We start from the raw sequence: 17,206 nt of genomic DNA on the forward strand, positions 1-17,206 counted from the left end.
CTCCGTTATCGCCGTACAAGCAGGCTGTTCACGTAAAACAGGACAGAAGGCAGTCCTTTTGCCTGTTTCAGCAGCTGTCTAGCGATGGTATATATGTGTGGCTGGCTGCGGTTTACTTTGCGATCTGCCAGATAAAATGCGACCAACCCGTCCACGATCATACGGTGAAATGCAGGATTTGGCAAGCGTTTAACGCTTGCCTTTGCTTGTTTTATGAAAAACTGCAAGCGCTCCGTCGCTACCTGCTCGGATTCGTAATAGCTGACAAAATTCAAATCTCCGCCCAGTCTGTCTTCTTCCAGATCGATCAAGTAATCAAGCAAAATATGTAATCCGCAGAGCCAAGGAAAATACGCTTCGCTGACTGCCTCGATTGTTTCCTCGTTTACCTTTTCATCTGTCGCCAGGCAAAACAAAGCGAAAATCCCGATCGTCGAGCCAGTGACCGCCGCAAATTCTTGCCATTGCAAATAACTGAAGCGTTCCTTGTGATCGTCCCACCAATCGAGCAACGCTTTCTCACGCAAATGCTGCGCGATATGTTTGTGCACCTGCAAATCGCTGTACAGACAGGAGAAGGTCAGTACCTTGGATTGAATTTTGCTGTAAGCAGGCAGTTTGGCCGCATAACGTTGACAGGTTTGCACCAAATCCGCCAAAAAGCCGCCATCATTCTTGTCTTCCCGATATAAATAGTAGTCCCGCAGAGGCGCGCCAGGCGTCAATGCATCCTGCATGGAATAATGCAGCTGACGAAAGTCCTCGGGGTCTAGTGACGTGCTTCGATCACACAAATTGTCCAAGTAGTCGCTGATCGTCTGATAAGCTACGATCAACGGCACAATCGTCTCCACGTAAGGAATGACCTGTGCGGCGTACACACATCCACCCTGACAGTGAAACTTTTTGGAGTTCATGCTGTCTTGCGCCTGTTTTCCCAGCTCAGGATTCGGAATGGCCTGCGCTTTTCGGTACCAAGCCGCAAACTCCCGCTCCAGAACAGGTTGAACGTGACGATAGACCCGGTATAGTAACTGCCATGGATTGCGTAGTTCGCTCACATGCTTCCCTCCCCAAACAACAATAGAAATATCTTACCACATTTGCATCCTCACTCCAAAAGTCACCCTTGCCATATCCTCGTCTTCTTTTTGCTTTTCTATGAAGGGAATGGATGAACTTTTTTTGTCTGAAAGCAAACGGAGGAAGCATGACAGCGCGAACTGACAATGCAGCAGCTTAACGCACAAAAGCACAGCGCTTTGAGCGACCCTCTTTTTCTAAATAGATAGACAATTGCGTCAGGCAATCCGCCTGCCTACTCTTCCACTCACCTACGTTGCCTTTCCTATTTTACTATATTTTTCAATGGGAATTTGCAGTTTTTTTAGTCAAGTGTTACAATTCTTTCCATTCTCTCGCCACAATAACAAAAAACCCTCTCTGGCGCTTGGCTTCGGCTTGAAGCAGTGCGCGCACCTGAGAGGGTTTCGCTTTATTAATCTTCCTCGTGACGAACGATTTTCGTCCACCCGTCTACTTGTTCCACCCGACGCTCTTTCATGAGCTTGCCAAGCGCACGTTTGAAGCTGGATTTGCTCATCTGGAACTTTTCGCGGATGATATCCGGTTCGGTACTGTCTGTATAAGGCATGGCTCCGTCCCGATTGATCAAATAGCGCAGCAGCTTGTCGGCATCTTCGCCGTACTGCACTTCTTTGCGTTCCTTCATGGAACCGTTCAGCCTGCCGTCTTCGCGCACATAACTGATGCGGCTGGTCACAGTCTGGCCCAAACGGAGTCGGCCAACCATCTCATCGCGGTGAATGAACAAAATATGCTCGTCCTCCGTCAGCAAAAACGCGCCTGCCGCTATGACTTTGTAGACCGTGCCTTCCACCTGCTTGTTCAGCATCTCTGCTCCTGCCATGGCGGCAATTTTGGTTACTTCATTTTCTGTCACAGGCTTGGCCAGCAGACGTCCGAGCTTGTCCTGTTTCAACGTAACGAGAATCTGATCCCGCGGGCGCGGCCACTCATCGCTCAGCTTGGGCAGGTCGTCGACGAACAGAAGCAAATCTTTTTTGATCCCGTTATCGAGGAAAACTCCCATGCGCGGGGAAATGTCCACAACTTCCAGCCAGCCATACTCGCCCATGCCGACATACGGCATATCCATCGTCGCGGCCAATCGATTCTCGTGGTCGTGGTACAAAAACACTTCCACCTCATCGTCCAAATGCAACCGTTCGTGCGCTTCCTTTTCGTGCAGGAAAACTTCGTCGTCGCCCGCGCGAAGGAAATAGCCGATCTCGGTCTTTCGCGCCACCTTCATTTCCAGTGTCATGCCCGCCTGCAAATTGCCAGTAGCAGCAGCAACCTTCTGCGGCTCGCGTTTTGTCTTTTTGTACATGCTTCTTTCTTCCTCACTCTCTTCCTATATGCACACTAACTATACCCATCCCGGCCAGGAAAATACCACTACTTTTTTCTCGCGAGAACAAAGCTTCCGCCTAAAAAAAGGCAAGTCTCGTCTTCGCGAACATACATATGACAGTAAGACCCGGCTTGTACCCCGGTTTCATTTTGCCAACAGACAGGAGTGACCGCTATCCATGCTCGTACTTCTTGAACATATTTTTCTCGGGATTGTTCAAGGCTTGACTGAATTTTTGCCGATCTCCAGCACAGGCCACCTCGTCTTGTTCCGAAAGCTGTTTGGCATGCAGGAGGTCGGGCTGCTTTTTGACACGATGCTCCATTTCGGCACGCTGATCGCTGTCGTCATCGTGTTTTGGCCGCAAATCCGCTATATCGTCTTGAACCCGTTGTCCAAGCTGACCAAGCTGCTCGTGGTCGGAACGATCCCGACTGCGGCGATTGGCCTGTTGTTCGAGGACTATTTTGAAGAAATTTCCCGCAGCGGAATCACCATCGGCTGGGAGTTTCTCGCGACAGGGGCGATTCTTTGGGCTGTAGAGTCCATGCGGCGCGGCCAGCGAAAGTTCGACGACATCAGCTATGCGGATGCCCTGATCATCGGCACTCTGCAAGGAGCGGCGATTCTTCCCGCCATCTCCCGTTCCGGACTGACGATAGCCGGAGCGCTCATGCGCGGGATTGATCGGGCTGACGCTGCCCGCTTTTCCTTTTTGATTTCCTTGCCAGCCATCCTCGGGGCATGTGTGCTGCAAACAGCCAAGCTGGCGGCGGCGCCACTCCATACCGCCCTCCTGATCCCGATGCTCGTCGGAACAATCTGCGCCGGACTAGCCGGGTACGTCGCCATTCGCTGGATGCTGAAAATCATCAGCACAGGCTCGATGAAAGGCTTTGCCGTTTACGTCTGGGTACTGGGAGCACTGATTTTGGCGATGCAATATCTCGGCTGGTGAAGCCAAAAGGAAAAAAGCCGGCTGCGCCATAGCCGGCTTTTTATCTGCTCTCTTCCTTGTCAGGATAACGACTGGCGATCAGTTTGCCTACCAAAAGAATAATCCCGTAAAAAGCGGTCGCCAAAAGGGAAGTTGCCAGCCACGTAGCTGTTCCCAAGGCGAGATAAAGCAGCGCATGAGCGATAAAAATACCCACAAGCCATACCAGGATGTTCATCCTGTTCAAAAACGTCATCAAGCCGCGCAAGTGTCTTTGCACCTCCACCAATCCATTTACTACTGTTATAGCCGATGGAGGGAGGTTTTATCCCCTGATCTCTGTACCAGATCAAGGAGCCGGCACGATCACGGCAAATCCGGCCCGTTCCAATATTTCCGCCAGAACAGGAAGTGGCGTGTCTGCCACTTCCCGGTACATTTTCGGAGTGTGCAGATGTCCGGCGTGCGGGAAGTCTTCGGATAAGCTCGCCCGCAATTTTTTTCCGCTGTCATCTTCATCTGTAAACAAATACACTTCTTCCGCCGATTCTGCCTGGGCCAGAAGCTGTTCGCCTTTCTCCTGACTGTAGGAGCCAAACGTGCAAAAGATGGTCACAGGCTCGGCCAGTACGCGAAGCAATCGCTCCTTGTCTGTCTTCCCCTCCACGATGATGACACACTTCCCCATGCCATCCCCTCCTTTATCACTCAAGCATTTTCTTTCTATAGTATACCTTGCGCCTTTAGGAAAGACAGTCGCCCTGCGGGAAAATGTGGGGCGAGTAGTTATGCCGCAAGCTAGACATCGTAAATAAAGAAGCCACGTTATAAAGGGGGAACACGCGATGTCCAAATTCAAAAGCGCGAAAAACTTGAACCAAAAAGGATTGGCTGTCAGCGGACTGACCAGCAGCACGGTGGCGGATGATACGCATACCGAAAGCAACCAAGGCTCTTCCCAGCAACACAATCAGCACAATCGCGAAGACAACACCACACAAGGGTAACGGTGTAACGGCTTCTTCCACAGAAGCCGTTTTTCCATGCGTCCACGTTTGCCAAAAAAAGCACACCCGCTGGCTCCTTTACTTTCCTGCTCCGCCTTGCTACGCTAAGATCAAAACTTTCTGATTACGGAGCGATTACTTGTGGACCCATCGGCATCATTATGGAAGAATCCGTCTTTTTTGAAGCTGTGGCTGGCGCAATTGACTGCGAACATCGGCGACCAATGCTACAGTTTTGCTTTGCTCTGGTACTTGCTGCAAGCGACCAAGTCAGGGACGGCGCTCAGCTTGCTGGCCATACCGGAAATGGTGGCCGGACTGCTTTTTTACCTGATCGGCGGCGTGCTGGCTGATCGGTACAATCCGCGCCTGCTGATGGTCGGGGCCGACGTCGCCCGTATTTTTGTGGCGATCGGAGTTGGCATCATGGCCGCCATGGGCATCGAGCAGTTTTCCTTTTTTCTGGTCGCGCAATTTTTACTCGGCTTGTTCTCCAGCCTGTTTCAACCAGCCCGCACTGTCGCGCTGAAAACCGTCGTGTCACTCGAACAGCTTGGACGCGCGAATGCCATCCTGGACACGACTTTTCGCACCGTTCGGATCGCAGCGCCGATGACAATCGGACTTATCGCTTCCATCGTTCCGCTTTCCGCTCTGTTTTTTGTCAACGCTACGAGCTACTTGCTGTCTGTCGTTTTCTTGTATGCGATTCGCGTCTCTTTGACCGATACGCGGAACGGTCCGGCTGCCAAAATGACTCCCGGACAGTATGTGCGCGATATTGCCACAGGCGTGCGAGAGTTGAAAAAAAGCCGGATGTTGTTCCTGATTTTGCTGTTTAGCAACATGGGCTTTCTCGTCTGGCAAGTTTGCTACAGCGTCGGCTTTCCTTTTCTGGCCGAGCGCATGCAACAAGGCAACGGCAGTACGCTCGCGATGCTGATGGGCTTTTACGGGGTGGGCAATCTGCTCGGCAGCCTCTACATGTCCCGTGCGTACTACACGAAGTACCTGCTTGTCATCATGATCGGCTGGACGTTGCAAGCTGGCGGGTTCATGCTGCTCGCCGCTGGCGGGGCGATGCACTGGGTCGCTTTTCTCGGAGCCGCAGTAGCCGGGGTCGGCGGACCGTTTATCGGCATCCCGACCGTCACGGCCATTCAGGTCAAGGCCGGAGCGAGTACAGGGAAAATTTTCTCGATCAACATGCTTTTCTTTACCTTTTTCTCCATGCTATCCAGCAGTCTTGGGGCCATATGGCTTGGCAGCTGGCCCGTTGAGCAACTGTTTTTCGCGAGCAGCCTGTTCCTCGTCGTCATGTCTGCTGCAGGCTTTGCCATCATCAAACGAACATCCCGTGAGCAACACCAATCCGCTTCGCTATGAATGCGCGATTGGTGTTTTTCTTTGTGAAAAAACAATTGCATTTCCAATTTTCACGTCATATAATCTGACATAAATAAAAATGATGTTAGATTATCTAACACAAAAAAGGAGTGGAATGAATGGAACCGACTCTCACTGAACTCTCGTCCGCCATTGATGCCACATGGGTCATGATCTCAGCCATCCTCGTCATTCTCATGCAGGTAGGTTTCGCCCTGCTTGAGGCTGGCTCGACCCGGATGAAAAACGCAGGCCATGTGGCAGGCAAAACCGTCCTCACCTTCGGCATTTGCTCCCTTGCTTTTTGGGCATTCGGCTTTGGCCTGACTTTTGGAGACGGCAATTCTTTTATCGGTCTAACGGGCTTCTTCTTCGACGGCTTGCAAAAAGACGCCTTCTCCGCTTTTTCCGCCGCTTCGGTTCCCATTTCCATTCTCTTTCTGTTTCAACTAGCCTTCGCCGCGGTTTCGCTGGCAATCGCCTGGGGCGGTTTCGCCGAACGAGCCAAGCTGTCCGTTTACTTTATTTTCAGCGTCTTGTTTACCGTCCTCATCTATCCGGTCGTCGGTCACTGGGTATGGGGCGGAGGCTGGCTCGCACAGCTCGGGATGCAAGACTTCGCTGGCTCGACGGTTGTCCATCTGCAAGGAGCCATCGTCGCGCTCGTCGCTACCGTGCTGTTGAAGCCGCGCATCGGCAAGTACAATCGCGACGGCAGCTCCAATCTGATCCCCGGCCATAACCAGGTTTACTCCGTGCTCGGCGTCCTGTTTCTGTGGATCGGCTGGTTCGGCTTCAATGCCGGCTCCACGCTGGGCAGCACTTCCGGATTTTTCGGTTACATCGCCGTCACTACCAATCTCGCTACCGCCGCAGGTGCAGTAGCCGCGCTTGCCATCTCGTGGATCGTCATGGGCAAAGCCGACATCCCGAGCATGCTGAACGGCGTGCTGGCTGCTCTCGTCGCCATTACGGCTTCTTGCGCCTTCGTCGACCCGTGGGCTGCTGTTGTCATCGGAGCTGTGTCAGGTATTCTTACATTTTATACATCCATCTGGTTTGATCGCCTGGGCGTTGACGATCCGGTCTTTGCCTTCTCCGTTCACGGTGTGGCAGGGATTTGGGGAACTTTGTCCACTGGTTTGTTTGCGACGCCGGAGCTTGCTGAAAAAGTCGGCGTCGGCGGTGCCGGACTGTTTTACGGCGGAGGCTTGCACCAATTGGGCGTACAGGCGCTCGGCCTCGCCGGTTCCATGGCTTACGTCTTTGTGGTAGCTTATGTGATTTTGTCTGTTTTGAAAGCGACAATCGGGCTTCGAGTCACAGAAGAAGAAGAGGTGGTTGGTCTTGACCTTAGCGAACACGGGGGATACGGTTATCCCGAACTACTGCAACCTGAGCGCATGCGCCCGGCAGCATCCCACCAAAGCAGCACCTCTCACACTCTCACCTGAGCAAATCGAGCGGATTAGACAGGTTAATTCATTTGCTGAGCTTGCGCTGATTCGGCAGGAATTGTTGGACCCGTCTCCTATGCGCGACTTGAACCGGGCTGGCGAGATGGCTCCCTTTTCCATTGTCGTCAATTTGATTCACGACAACCTGATTCGCCAAGGCGTTCTGCTCGCTGTCGATTCCTTGGCGAAAAGGGGGCTTGGCACCCCGCCTGTGCCGTTTGCCTTTTTGCAATTCGGCAGCGGCGGGCGGTTCGAGCAAGCCATCATCAGCGATCAGGACAACGGGCTTGTCTACGATCTTCCCGATCACCTCGACGAACAAGAGATTGAGGCCGTTCACGGCTATTTTCAACTGCTGGCAGCCGCTGTCGTCTCCGGTTTGGAGGAAGCGGGCTATCCGCCTTGCCAGGGCAACGTAACATGCCTTTCCCCCAGATGGCGCGGCAGTGTCGCTCAATGGGTCGACCAGTTGGACCGCTGGATCTCGCATCCCGTCTGGGAAAATGCTCGCTATCTGCTTCTGGCAAGCGACGTGCGCGTGCTGTACGGGGAATCCGCTATTTTCACCCCGGTATTGGATCGATTCAGGCAGCTTTTGGCTGGCAATACGTTTTTGTTGGATCGGCTGGTCAGCAACACGTTGCACTACCGGGTGCCGCTTGGTCTGTTCGGGCGCGTCCTGCCTGAAGTCACTGGCCGTTTTCGCGGAGCCGTCAACATCAAATACGGCATCTATTTGCCGATCGTCAACTGCGTGCGGCATTTCGCCCTGGCGCACGGCATCTTCGCCAGCTCGACGCTGGAGAGGCTGGGCCAACTGGCGGAAAAAGGCGTGTGGAGCAAAAGTTTTTGCGACGAAGTAGCGGCACATTTTCGGCTGATCCAGGGACTGCGCCTGATCGCCTTTCTCCATTGGGAGGACGGTCTGTATACGAGCAACAGCTACATCAAGCTGAGCAAGCTTTCCCCCGATTCAGCCGTATCGATGCGCGAAGCGATGAAGCTGGCTATCCGCCTGCAAAAAATGACGGCCAAACTCCCGTCCAGCTTCAAAGGATAGGGGGGAGACGCGCTTGGCAAAATGGGATTTCATCGGCCGCCTGTGGAACATGAATCGCGGCATGACAGGCGTACCGGGCGACTGGAAGTGGGGGCTTGGCGAGGACGACAAGCAGCATCAAGCGTACTTGCGCTCCATCTCCAAGGAAGCCAGGCGTGTCGATTCCAGCGAAAACATACCGCTTGCCGATTTGGAGGTAGTGGTGGTCGATCTGGAAACGACGGGCTTTTACCCGGACCACGGAGACGCGATCATCTCGATTGGCGCGGTCGCCATGCGCGGCGAGAAGCTGCTGCTTGGAGATTCGTTTTACACGCTCGTCAATCCCGGGCGGACGATCCCGCCGCACGTCAGCTCGCTGACCGGAATCTCCGACGAAATGACCGCAGACGCCCCCGAGCTTCTGGAGGCGTTGTCGCGGTTTTTCCGCTTCGTCGGAGATCGTCCGCTCGTCGCCCATCACTCTCGCCACGAACGCGAATTTTTCCGGTCGGCCCTGTGGAAAACGAGTCGGCGTCCGTTGACACACCGGATGCTGGACACGATGCTGCTCATTCGCCTGTTGAGCAACCCGATCGGCAACGGATCGCTGGATGCCCTCTGTGCCCTGCACGACATCCCGATCTCCCGCAGGCACCATGCCTATTGTGACGCCGTAGCTTGCGGGACGCTCTGGGCGACGTATTTGACAAAAGCACAAAAAGCCGGATACACGAGTCTCCGGGAGGTATATGAAGCTTTGCGCTAGAATGTGACTTTTATCGTTTGGATCTCAAAGGAGACGGTTCCCATGTTGCACATCAGAGACGCTGTTTTGGGCGATTTGCCTTCCATGCTGCGCATCTACAATCATGCGATCACTCACCTGGTCGCGACATTCGACTTGGAGCCACAGACCATTGCCCAGCGCGAAGTCTGGTTTCACAAGCACAACAAAAACCATCCTTTGATCGTCGCCGAATGGGAACAAGAAGTCGTCGGCTACTGCTGCCTTTCCACTTTTCGCGAAAAACCCGCTTACAACAAAACGGTCGAGCTGTCCGTCTACATCGATGCAGAACAGCGGGGACGCGGCATCGGAACGGCCCTGCTGAGTGAAATCTTGCAGCGAGCAGAACAACTGGGCTACCATACCGTCATTAGCGGAATTGTCGGCGGCAATGAAGCGAGCGTCAAACTGCATGAAAAATTCGGCTTCACGCTCGCCGGAAGGTTTCAAGAAGTAGGCTTCAAATTCGGCGAGTGGCACGACGTTTATTTTTACCAGCTGCTGCTTGGGCAAGAACATTCCTCGCTCAGTCGTTAACAGGCTCGAAACAAGAAAAAGGAAGCTTGCGAGAGCTTCCTTTTTTCACGCTTATCTACGCTACTGGCTACGGAGCTTGCGGGGCCTGCGCCACATCTGCTTCGACGGCATTGGTCATCGCCAGCAACGCCTCATACGTGACTGGCAAAAGCGACTCGGCGATGCCAGCGGCGGTATAGACGACAGGGAAGCGCCGCAGCGAAGTGTCCACGATTACAGGCACTTCTTGCTCCAACGCAAAGGGACAGACAGCCCCGACACGATAGCCCGTCACCTTTTCGACTTCCTCCATGGAAGCCATTTTCGCTTTTCCCGAACCGAGCGCAGCTTTCACCTGCTTCGGGTGTATCTTGACATCGCCTGCCGCGACAAAAAGCGCAAACTGGTCGCCGGAGCGAAACAGGATCGACTTGGCGATTTGTCCTACCTCGCTGCCCAACGCTGCTGCGGCCGCTTCCGATGTAGGAAGAGGCTGTTCATACACAATCGGCTCCAGCTGCGGATCGTACCGTTTGACAAATGCGCGAACTCTCTCCAAGGGGCTTGTCTCTTGCATAGCTGCTCTCCTCCTTGCACACTACTCTTCCAGCACGTACACATCGTCACCGCAGGATACCGTGCCTGTCTCCACCACGGAAGCGTATACTCCGAAGTGATTGTCGTGGCGCTTCACGCATGCCTTCAATACTTCCGGGGTCCTCTGCAGCGTATCCGGGTCAATGTTTACGTACACACAACGCACGCAATGCATCGTTACTTGCAGCGTAACATCGTTGATTTTCAATTTTTTTCCTATCCATTTATCTTCTGCAAACGGCTCGTCGTCATCCAGCACAACGATCAGATTGCCGCGAAAGCGTCTCGGGTCAACCCATTCGCTGCCGATCTGGCGGGCAATCTCGCGCAAGGAAGCGTCTGTCACCAGCAAAATATGTTCTTCCCAGTCCTGCTTGCCCTCCGAAGGAATGCTGCGCAAAGGCGTAACGGGCCGTTTGGCGGTGTCCGCTACATGGGAAAAAAGCGATTCCCCCCACTCGTGAACGCTGCCGTCGCTCGCTACGACTCGCACCTGCGGATACTCTTCCTCGCTCTGTTTTGCCTCCATGGTTGCAGAATAGCCAATAAGAGCTGGAACTTTGTCTGCGCCCAAAAATTTTCCGGGCCGTGTATCATCCCAAAAGCGATACACGCGATCCCCGTACAGCCCAAAAGCATCGATCTCGGTTGATGTAAGTAGTTCCCCGCGCATTGCCTTCACAGGATGGCGATAGATGCTTTGCAATGCTCCTACCTTTTTCATGCAACCCTCTCCCTCTCTATCTAGCCTTTGATAAACGAGTTGCGTACCCTGCCCCAAAAGGTCAGGCGCTTGTAGCGCGCGAATTTCACTTTGCCCTGGCCCACGCGGCAAGTAATGGAACGAACGCCTGTCCACACGCCTTGCTCGCGATCCAGCCCGATCATGATCTCCGGGTTCATGACAATCAGCTCTACTTCATGATGCTTGGGCAAAACAAGCGAGCTGTTGATCGTCCGGTATGCCTGGTTGTTGATCGAGGCGATCTCCGAAAGCTGAATGGCCTCAATCGACGGATGCACAATCGCCCCGTCTACAGCCTTGTTGTATGCCGTGCTGCCTGACGGCGAAGAGACGATCAAGCCGTCTCCGCGAAACGTCTCCAGCTCATCGCCGTTAATGTAGACGCAAGCAACCAGCGTCGACAAGGACGCATTGCGCAAGACAACTTCATTCAGCGCCCATTTATCGTATTGCTTGCCATCAGCGGTTTCAATCCGGCATTGAACGGTCGGATATTCAGAAATCGCTGGCTGGGCATGCAACAATCTGTCAACAAATTCATCCAGCTCCTCCGGCCGCCAGTCCGCATAAAATCCGAGGTGGCCTGTATGAATCCCGACGTAAGCCGGCTCCATCCCGTATTGGTGAACGGCTTCCAGCAGTGTTCCATCTCCGCCAATCGAGAGCACCATATCCGGCTCTTCATCGGTTCCATTCACAAAAGTATACGAGCTGCCAGCCTCCTTCAGCTTTTCCTTCAGCAAATGCTCTACTTCCCGTGTATAATCGTCATTTCGCAGTACAGTCGCAATCTTCATGCTGGTCTGCCCTCACTTTTATCCTTCGAAGCGGTCAAGTACGCTTGTTTGTTGATCTCACTATACCACATGAAAAAAGGAGATGCATGGAAACCGAAATGGATTTTACCAGCGTTCTTCCTGGAACGATCCCGCGCGAAATTCTTCCAGTCGCTTGCGCGTTGACGGGGTCATATCCGCAGGGAGCTGATCCCATAAAAAGTAGCGCATCTCCCTGACTTCATTCCCATCTGCCCCTCCGGATTCCGAGCGTGCGGCGCTGGCATGAAACAAGGCGATGTGGTCCCTTTTGCCTTCACGCTCGCTGTAATACAAGTGGCAGAGCTTGAGCTTGGTCACAGTCAGGCCGCATTCTTCCCTAAGCTCTCTGCGCGCTGCGTTCCAAAACGTCTCGCCTTTTTCCACTCCGCCGCCTGGTAAATACCAGCCTGAAACATATGTATGCCGAATCAGCAAGACGCCCTTTTGCTCGTCGTCTACGATGAGCCGCACCCCGAGAGTTAACGGCTTGCGTACCTTCCAATACCATTTTGCCATTGCATGGTACCACGCCATGCCATCGCCTCCTGTCAGAACGTCTTTGTCACGGTTTCTCCCTTATCATTCTGTTTACAGGAAATGCTTCCCTGCCCACTCGCCATGTATCAGGCCAGTCAGACAAAAGCAGTCACGACGCTGCCCCAAGCAAAGAAAAAGCGGGCCTCATGCAAGGCCCACCCGTCATCCAAGGCGATTTTCCAGCTCTTTCACGATTGCCTCCGCCTTGCGAATCCATCTCGGGTCAATGTCGGCATCCTTGTCGATCGGCTGCTGAAACTGGTTCATCACTGCCGAAGCGACAGGCGCGTAGTACCCGATATCTTCTTCTACTCCTGTGTTGTACACGTGCCGCAACACAAACGGCTCGCCAAGCTCCAGCCACGCATCCGGGCTGTCCAGCTCCCCTTGCAAAACTTTTACAGGCAAGCGAAGGTAGACCATGTTTTGATCATCCAGCGTCCGGTCAAAAAAGCCTTGCTCATAGTCCCAGTTAGCCAGCGTAAAATGCGGCTCAAGCGACTCGCGAAAGTAGCCGAACGTCGCCTTCGTTCCGGGGAGACTGCTCTGTATTTTTTTCATCTGGTAATCCTCCTGCCTTCGTCACATTTTATGGATAGTGTGCGACAAAAGGGCAGGTTGTACTCGCACAGCCGTGCTCTTCAAACGCACAACAAGCCCCGCTGGCAAAGAGGCTTGCATGCTCCCAATTTTAGAGCAGGGCGATCGTAAGCAATGTAAACAAAGCGAGTGGAATGATTCTTTTGCCTCTGCGGCAAGGACGACGTCGCCTTCTTTTCGGCACGACGACCGCAGCCGGAGGAACTGGCGGTGGCGGTGGTGGCGGCGGAAACGGATACCATGGCTGCGGCGGGAAAGGCGGATAAGGGCTCATGTACGGGTTGAATCCGCCGTACGGACTAAAAAATGGATTGCCGTCCGGGAACGGCTGCATCTGGCCGTACGGAAAACTCGGGCTGCCGAACGGGCTGACTTGACCAAACGGCTGACTCGGACTGCCAAACGGACTCACTTGGCCGTACGGTTGGCTCGGACTGCCAAATGGTCTCATCTGGCCGTACGGTTGACTCGGGCTGCCGAACGGACTCACTTGGCCAAACGGTTGACCCGGACTGCCAAACGGAGCCATTTGACCGTACGGTTGACCCGGGCTGCCAAACGGACTCACCTGACCAAACGGTTGACCTGGACTGCCAAACGGAGTCATCGGAGCGTAAGGATAGCAGTCATCGGAGTACGGACTGACTTGCCCCCCTGGAGGTCGCCGATTTGGCTGGCTGCTGCTGCTAAACGGACTGACATCGCCGTACGGCTGATAGCCGCCGTAGGGGAGATACCCTCCGTAAGGATTCCAATCCTGATGCATTCCCCAGTCGCCGGGCGATTTCCGGCTGGCTACCTCTTCGATTTCATATTCATAGTCGTTTTCTTCCGCATCCGGGTCGTCCACTTCAACGTATACATTCTGATCGTCAAAATCCACGATCACGCCTTCAAAAATCTGGCCGTCTATCGCTTCAATGCGCACTTTTTTCTCGACGTGTTCTTTGCATATGTTGTGCACATTTTCGCGCATATCCTTGATCAGACTGACCGTCTGGACGTCAGCCTGGTACAGGTTTTTTTCATCCTGCATGGAAACTCCTCCCCTTCTGGTGCTCTTTATTACCATATACATGTGCCCATGGGGAGGTGTTCCGGTTTGCAGGCAAGACTAGCCCATTTTATGTGCGCTGACGTTTTCTTCTGTTACGAAGCGCGCAGGCAAAAACGGGGCGAGCTGCTCCCGCTCTCCTTTTTCCAGATAGTCCGCCATCCACTTCGCTGTGGCGGGCGAGAGCAAAATGCCGTTGCGGAAGTGCCCTCCGGCAATCGACAGCCCTTCCCATCCAGGTACAGGCCCAAGCAATGGCTTGCCATCCGCCGTAGCTGGCCGCAATCCGCCCCACGCCTCCAGAAAAGCGGCTGAATGCAAGGCCGGAACGTACGGCATGACCCCGTTCAGGATGCTGGCTAACCCCGCCATCGTCACTTCGCGCTGAAAGCCGCTCTCGTCTTCTGTTGCGCCAAGCACGATTTTGCCGTCTTTTTTCGGCGTCACATATCCCGTCGTGCCAAAAATGACGGTGCGCAGCGGAATGCCGACAGAGGAAACAGCGGCAATCTGACCGCGAACCGGACGCACCGGAACCGACACACCCAGCAAGTCCAGCATGACACCTGCCCACGCTCCCGAAGTGATCACCGTATGCGCGGCGCGCAACGGCCCGAGCGAGCTGTCCACGCCAACTACTTTCCCGCCTTTTACCGCGATGCCGCTCACGACACAGCCGGAATGCAGCACAACTCCTTGCAGCTTGCACGCTGTCACCAAAGCGCGAAGCAACATGCGATTGTTGATGTGCCCCTCGTACGGGGAGTAAATCGCTGCCTGCGCTTTGTCTGTCAACAGCGGCTCCACCTCCGCCAATTGCTGCCTTTCCGTCAAAAAGTGCACGCTATGCCCCGCGTCCTTTTGCCAGCGAAATTTCTCTGCCAACTGTGCTTGCTCACCATCGTCGAGCGCGACTGTGAGCAGCCCCTCCAGGCTGAGCTGTACATCGCCCCCGGTAAACTCCTCCAACTCTTGCGCCCACTGCGGATAATAAGCCAGCGACGTCATGCCGAAATCGAGCATGGGACCGGGCGCTGTAAACTCCTTCAACGGCGCGAGCATGCCCGCTGCTGCCGAGGACGCCTGTCCGCCCCATTCTCCTTGCTCAACCAACGTGACGCCCATCCCTCTGCGCGACAATTCATACGCCAGACTTAAACCGATAACTCCTCCACCCACTATGAGACAATCGCCCACGTTTTTCTCTCCTCGCTGTTGTGATCTCTCTCCTGATCCAAGTTGAACAGGGCAACATACAAAAAGCCCACCCGTTCCCAAGCAGGAAAAGGTGGGCTTCATACGCCGTATAGCCAAAGAAAAAAGCGCTGTTCGCCGGCAACCGTATCCCTGCGCCGGCATGATCCGGATCAGGTGCAATGGGTCGACGGTCGTATGCTTCCATCCTCTCAGCCCCGCGTGAAGGACTCCCCAAGTTGCTTCTTTACATATTCATTTCACCAACCAAGTATAGTCCTCCTGGCCGCCAGTGACAAGATGCTATACGCTCAATCCTCGTCTTTTACATCGTAGCTCTCCGGAACCGTCTCATGGCGCGCTGCCTCCTCGAACTCGCGGAGCTTGCGCATTTCTTCCATATGATGGTTGAACTGTTCCTTGTTGATGACGTACTCGTAGCCGTCGTGCAGAGCGCGAATCTTGCCCTGGTGAATCTTTTCCAAAATAAACGTTTCCGGAAGCTCCAAGTACGCTGCTGTCTCTTCCACGGTCAAATATGTCTTGTTATCGCGCAATCTTGCCTCCAATTCCGCTTTCTGCTGCTCGAATCCAGGTTTGCCCAAAAGAGCGAACATGTTGGCCTTGTACGCCTCCACCCCGGGCTGGTCAAACGGATTGACGCCCAATAAATAGCCGCTGATTCCGCACGCCTTTTCAAAAAAGTAGATCAAGGCCCCGAGGTGATACGCCGTCGCCTCTGGCATCTCGACAAGCAGGTTCGGCACGCCGCCATCCACGTGGGCGAGCACCGTCCCTTCGAAAGCCTTTTTATTGACAAATCCCATCCGCTTGCCGGACAAAAAGTTCAGTCCGTCCACATCAAGCGGGTCTTCTTCTACCGTGACATCGATGGCTGGCTTGTTTACGGTTACCACTGTCTCGAACAAGTGTCGCATGCCGTCCTGTATGTACTGCCCCAAGGAATGCAAGTCTGTGGAAAATTCGGCAGCGGCGGGAAAAATTCCTTTGCCATCCTTGCCTTCCGACTCCCCGAAAAGCTGTTTCCACCATTCGGCGAAAAACCGGAACTGCGGCTCGTAGCTGACCAGAAGCTCCACCGTTTTGCCTTTGCGGTACAGGGCGTTGCGAATCGCCGCATACTGGTAGCACGGATTTTCGGCCAAATCCATGACCATGTACCGCTCGCTCGCATCTTGCGCTCCTTTCATCAGGGCATCCATATCGGCGCCGCTCACGGCGATCGGCAATAGTCCGACTGCTGTCAGGACAGAAAAACGCCCGCCGATGTCATCGGGAATGACAAAGCTCTCGTAGCCCTCATCTTCCGCAAGCTTTTTCAAGGCCCCCCGCGCTTTGTCCGTCGTAATGTAAATTCGCTTCTTCGCCTGCTCGCGGCCGTACTTGTTTTCCAGCCAATTGCGCAACAGCCGAAAAGCTATAGCAGGCTCTGTCGTCGTGCCCGATTTGGAGATGACGTTGATGGAGACGTCTTTGCCTTCCAACACGTCCATCAGATGAGAGATATACACCGGACTAATATTGTTGCCGACAAAATAAATTTCCGGCGATCGCCGCTTCGACTTCGGCAGCAAGTTGTAAAAGCTGTGGCCCAATACGTCCAGTACAGCTTTCGCTCCTAAATATGAACCTCCGATTCCAATTACCAAAAGCACATCTGAGTCAGCCTGGATACGTGCCGCCGCCTGGCGAATCCGCTCATACTCGACGCGGTCGTATTTGTTCGGCCAATCTACCCAGCCAAGATAGTCTCTGCCTGGACCCGTTCTTTTGTGCAACATTTCATGCGCCTGCCCGATTGCTGGCGCAAGCTGCTCCCATTCATGCTGTCTCACAAAGCCGCGTGCATTGGAATAATCAAATCGAATCGCTTGGTTCATGGCTCCCCTCCCAAGGAACGTCATCTATTTTCTTATCTTATCACGCAAAAAGCGAGAAAGTTACTTTCCGTCAAAACATCGCAAAATGTGAGCAAATCGTGAACGATTCGGCAAAAGTGTTACCTTTTTCCATGCCTTCCGTAAAACTACTTCGAGCAATGAAATAATGGTTTCTTTTTAGAACAACAAGG

At 53.8% G+C, this 17,206-nt stretch carries 19 protein-coding genes, 1 pseudogene and 1 riboswitch; of the genes and pseudogenes, 7 read left to right on the forward strand and 13 right to left on the reverse strand.

Going from position 1 to position 17,206, the window contains the following annotated elements; translation table 11 throughout:
• Window positions 1-5: 5 nt before the first annotated feature.
• Both DEP07_RS20085 and DEP07_RS20090 read right to left on the reverse strand, forming a co-directional pair.
• Window positions 6-1,061: a tetraprenyl-beta-curcumene synthase family protein gene (locus DEP07_RS20085; protein ID WP_122966226.1), complete on the reverse strand. Its 1,056-nt coding sequence runs from the start codon at window positions 1,059-1,061 to the stop codon at window positions 6-8.
• A gap of 437 nt (window positions 1,062-1,498) precedes the next feature.
• Complete coding sequence (locus DEP07_RS20090) at window positions 1,499-2,413, reverse strand: CvfB family protein (RefSeq protein WP_287102933.1); 915 nt, start codon at window positions 2,411-2,413, stop codon at window positions 1,499-1,501.
• Window positions 2,414-2,615: 202 nt separating this feature from the next.
• On the opposite strand from DEP07_RS20090, the gene DEP07_RS20095 reads away from it, so the two are divergent.
• On the forward strand, window positions 2,616-3,395 hold the full coding sequence (locus DEP07_RS20095; protein ID WP_063230485.1) for an undecaprenyl-diphosphate phosphatase: 780 nt from the start codon (window positions 2,616-2,618) through the stop codon (window positions 3,393-3,395).
• Window positions 3,396-3,435: 40 nt separating this feature from the next.
• Here the strand turns inward: DEP07_RS20095 and DEP07_RS20100 are convergent, their stop codons facing one another.
• Both DEP07_RS20100 and DEP07_RS20105 read right to left on the reverse strand, forming a co-directional pair.
• Window positions 3,436-3,654, reverse strand: a complete 219-nt coding sequence (locus DEP07_RS20100; protein ID WP_229049826.1) for a hypothetical protein — start codon at window positions 3,652-3,654, stop codon at window positions 3,436-3,438.
• A 69-nt stretch (window positions 3,655-3,723) separates the two neighbouring features.
• A complete protein-coding gene (locus DEP07_RS20105) occupies window positions 3,724-4,062 on the reverse strand; it encodes a toprim domain-containing protein (RefSeq protein ID WP_122966229.1) in 339 nt (112 codons plus the stop codon).
• A gap of 157 nt (window positions 4,063-4,219) precedes the next feature.
• On the opposite strand from DEP07_RS20105, the gene DEP07_RS20110 reads away from it, so the two are divergent.
• From DEP07_RS20110 to DEP07_RS20135, 6 genes are all read left to right on the forward strand, one after another.
• The gene (locus DEP07_RS20110) at window positions 4,220-4,381 is read left to right on the forward strand and encodes a hypothetical protein (RefSeq protein ID WP_167470374.1); all 162 of its coding nucleotides are present in this window, start codon (window positions 4,220-4,222) and stop codon (window positions 4,379-4,381) included.
• Window positions 4,382-4,522: 141 nt separating this feature from the next.
• Window positions 4,523-5,767, forward strand: a complete 1,245-nt coding sequence (locus DEP07_RS20115) for an MFS transporter (protein WP_122966230.1) — start codon at window positions 4,523-4,525, stop codon at window positions 5,765-5,767.
• A 119-nt stretch (window positions 5,768-5,886) separates the two neighbouring features.
• On the forward strand, window positions 5,887-7,221 hold the full coding sequence (locus tag DEP07_RS20120) for an ammonium transporter (RefSeq protein ID WP_122966231.1): 1,335 nt from the start codon (window positions 5,887-5,889) through the stop codon (window positions 7,219-7,221).
• A gap of 79 nt (window positions 7,222-7,300) precedes the next feature.
• Window positions 7,301-8,284 (forward strand): DUF294 nucleotidyltransferase-like domain-containing protein, encoded by a 984-nt coding sequence (locus DEP07_RS20125; RefSeq protein WP_173597189.1) that lies wholly within the window; start codon window positions 7,301-7,303, stop codon window positions 8,282-8,284.
• 13 nt (window positions 8,285-8,297) lie between these two features.
• The gene (locus DEP07_RS20130; RefSeq protein WP_122966233.1) at window positions 8,298-9,032 is read left to right on the forward strand and encodes an exonuclease domain-containing protein; all 735 of its coding nucleotides are present in this window, start codon (window positions 8,298-8,300) and stop codon (window positions 9,030-9,032) included.
• A gap of 42 nt (window positions 9,033-9,074) precedes the next feature.
• Entirely contained in the window at window positions 9,075-9,590 is a 516-nt protein-coding gene (locus tag DEP07_RS20135; protein ID WP_242772614.1) for a GNAT family N-acetyltransferase, read from the forward strand.
• Between the two features lie 67 nt (window positions 9,591-9,657).
• Here the strand turns inward: DEP07_RS20135 and DEP07_RS20140 are convergent, their stop codons facing one another.
• The 9 genes and pseudogenes from DEP07_RS20140 to DEP07_RS20175 all read right to left on the reverse strand — a co-directional run.
• Window positions 9,658-10,146 (reverse strand): YbaK/EbsC family protein, encoded by a 489-nt coding sequence (locus DEP07_RS20140; RefSeq protein WP_173597118.1) that lies wholly within the window; start codon window positions 10,144-10,146, stop codon window positions 9,658-9,660.
• Between the two features lie 21 nt (window positions 10,147-10,167).
• Complete coding sequence (locus DEP07_RS20145) at window positions 10,168-10,890, reverse strand: MOSC domain-containing protein (RefSeq protein ID WP_122966236.1); 723 nt, start codon at window positions 10,888-10,890, stop codon at window positions 10,168-10,170.
• Window positions 10,891-10,910: 20 nt separating this feature from the next.
• Entirely contained in the window at window positions 10,911-11,708 is a 798-nt protein-coding gene (locus DEP07_RS20150; protein WP_173598663.1) for an NAD kinase, read from the reverse strand.
• Between the two features lie 105 nt (window positions 11,709-11,813).
• Window positions 11,814-12,263 (reverse strand): NUDIX domain-containing protein, encoded by a 450-nt coding sequence (locus DEP07_RS20155; protein WP_287102934.1) that lies wholly within the window; start codon window positions 12,261-12,263, stop codon window positions 11,814-11,816.
• Window positions 12,264-12,428: 165 nt separating this feature from the next.
• On the reverse strand, window positions 12,429-12,827 hold the full coding sequence (locus DEP07_RS20160; RefSeq protein WP_173597119.1) for a YugN family protein: 399 nt from the start codon (window positions 12,825-12,827) through the stop codon (window positions 12,429-12,431).
• A 130-nt stretch (window positions 12,828-12,957) separates the two neighbouring features.
• The gene (locus DEP07_RS20165) at window positions 12,958-13,902 is read right to left on the reverse strand and encodes a hypothetical protein (RefSeq protein ID WP_287102935.1); all 945 of its coding nucleotides are present in this window, start codon (window positions 13,900-13,902) and stop codon (window positions 12,958-12,960) included.
• A 78-nt stretch (window positions 13,903-13,980) separates the two neighbouring features.
• A complete protein-coding gene (gene thiO, locus DEP07_RS20170; RefSeq protein ID WP_122966240.1) occupies window positions 13,981-15,117 on the reverse strand; it encodes a glycine oxidase ThiO in 1,137 nt (378 codons plus the stop codon).
• Window positions 15,118-15,244: 127 nt separating this feature from the next.
• Window positions 15,245-15,361: riboswitch (TPP riboswitch) on the reverse strand.
• A gap of 64 nt (window positions 15,362-15,425) precedes the next feature.
• On the reverse strand, window positions 15,426-15,644 hold the full coding sequence (locus tag DEP07_RS27770) for an excisionase family DNA-binding protein (RefSeq protein ID WP_307723370.1): 219 nt from the start codon (window positions 15,642-15,644) through the stop codon (window positions 15,426-15,428).
• 21 nt (window positions 15,645-15,665) lie between these two features.
• Window positions 15,666-17,015 (reverse strand): annotated as a pseudogene (locus tag DEP07_RS20175) (glucose-6-phosphate isomerase); the annotation flags it as partial.
• Window positions 17,016-17,206 lie beyond the last annotated feature (191 nt).

The sequence above is a fragment of the Brevibacillus sp. genome (assembly GCF_003521185.1).
Taxonomy (GTDB): Bacteria; Bacillota; Bacilli; order Brevibacillales; family Brevibacillaceae; genus Brevibacillus; species Brevibacillus parabrevis.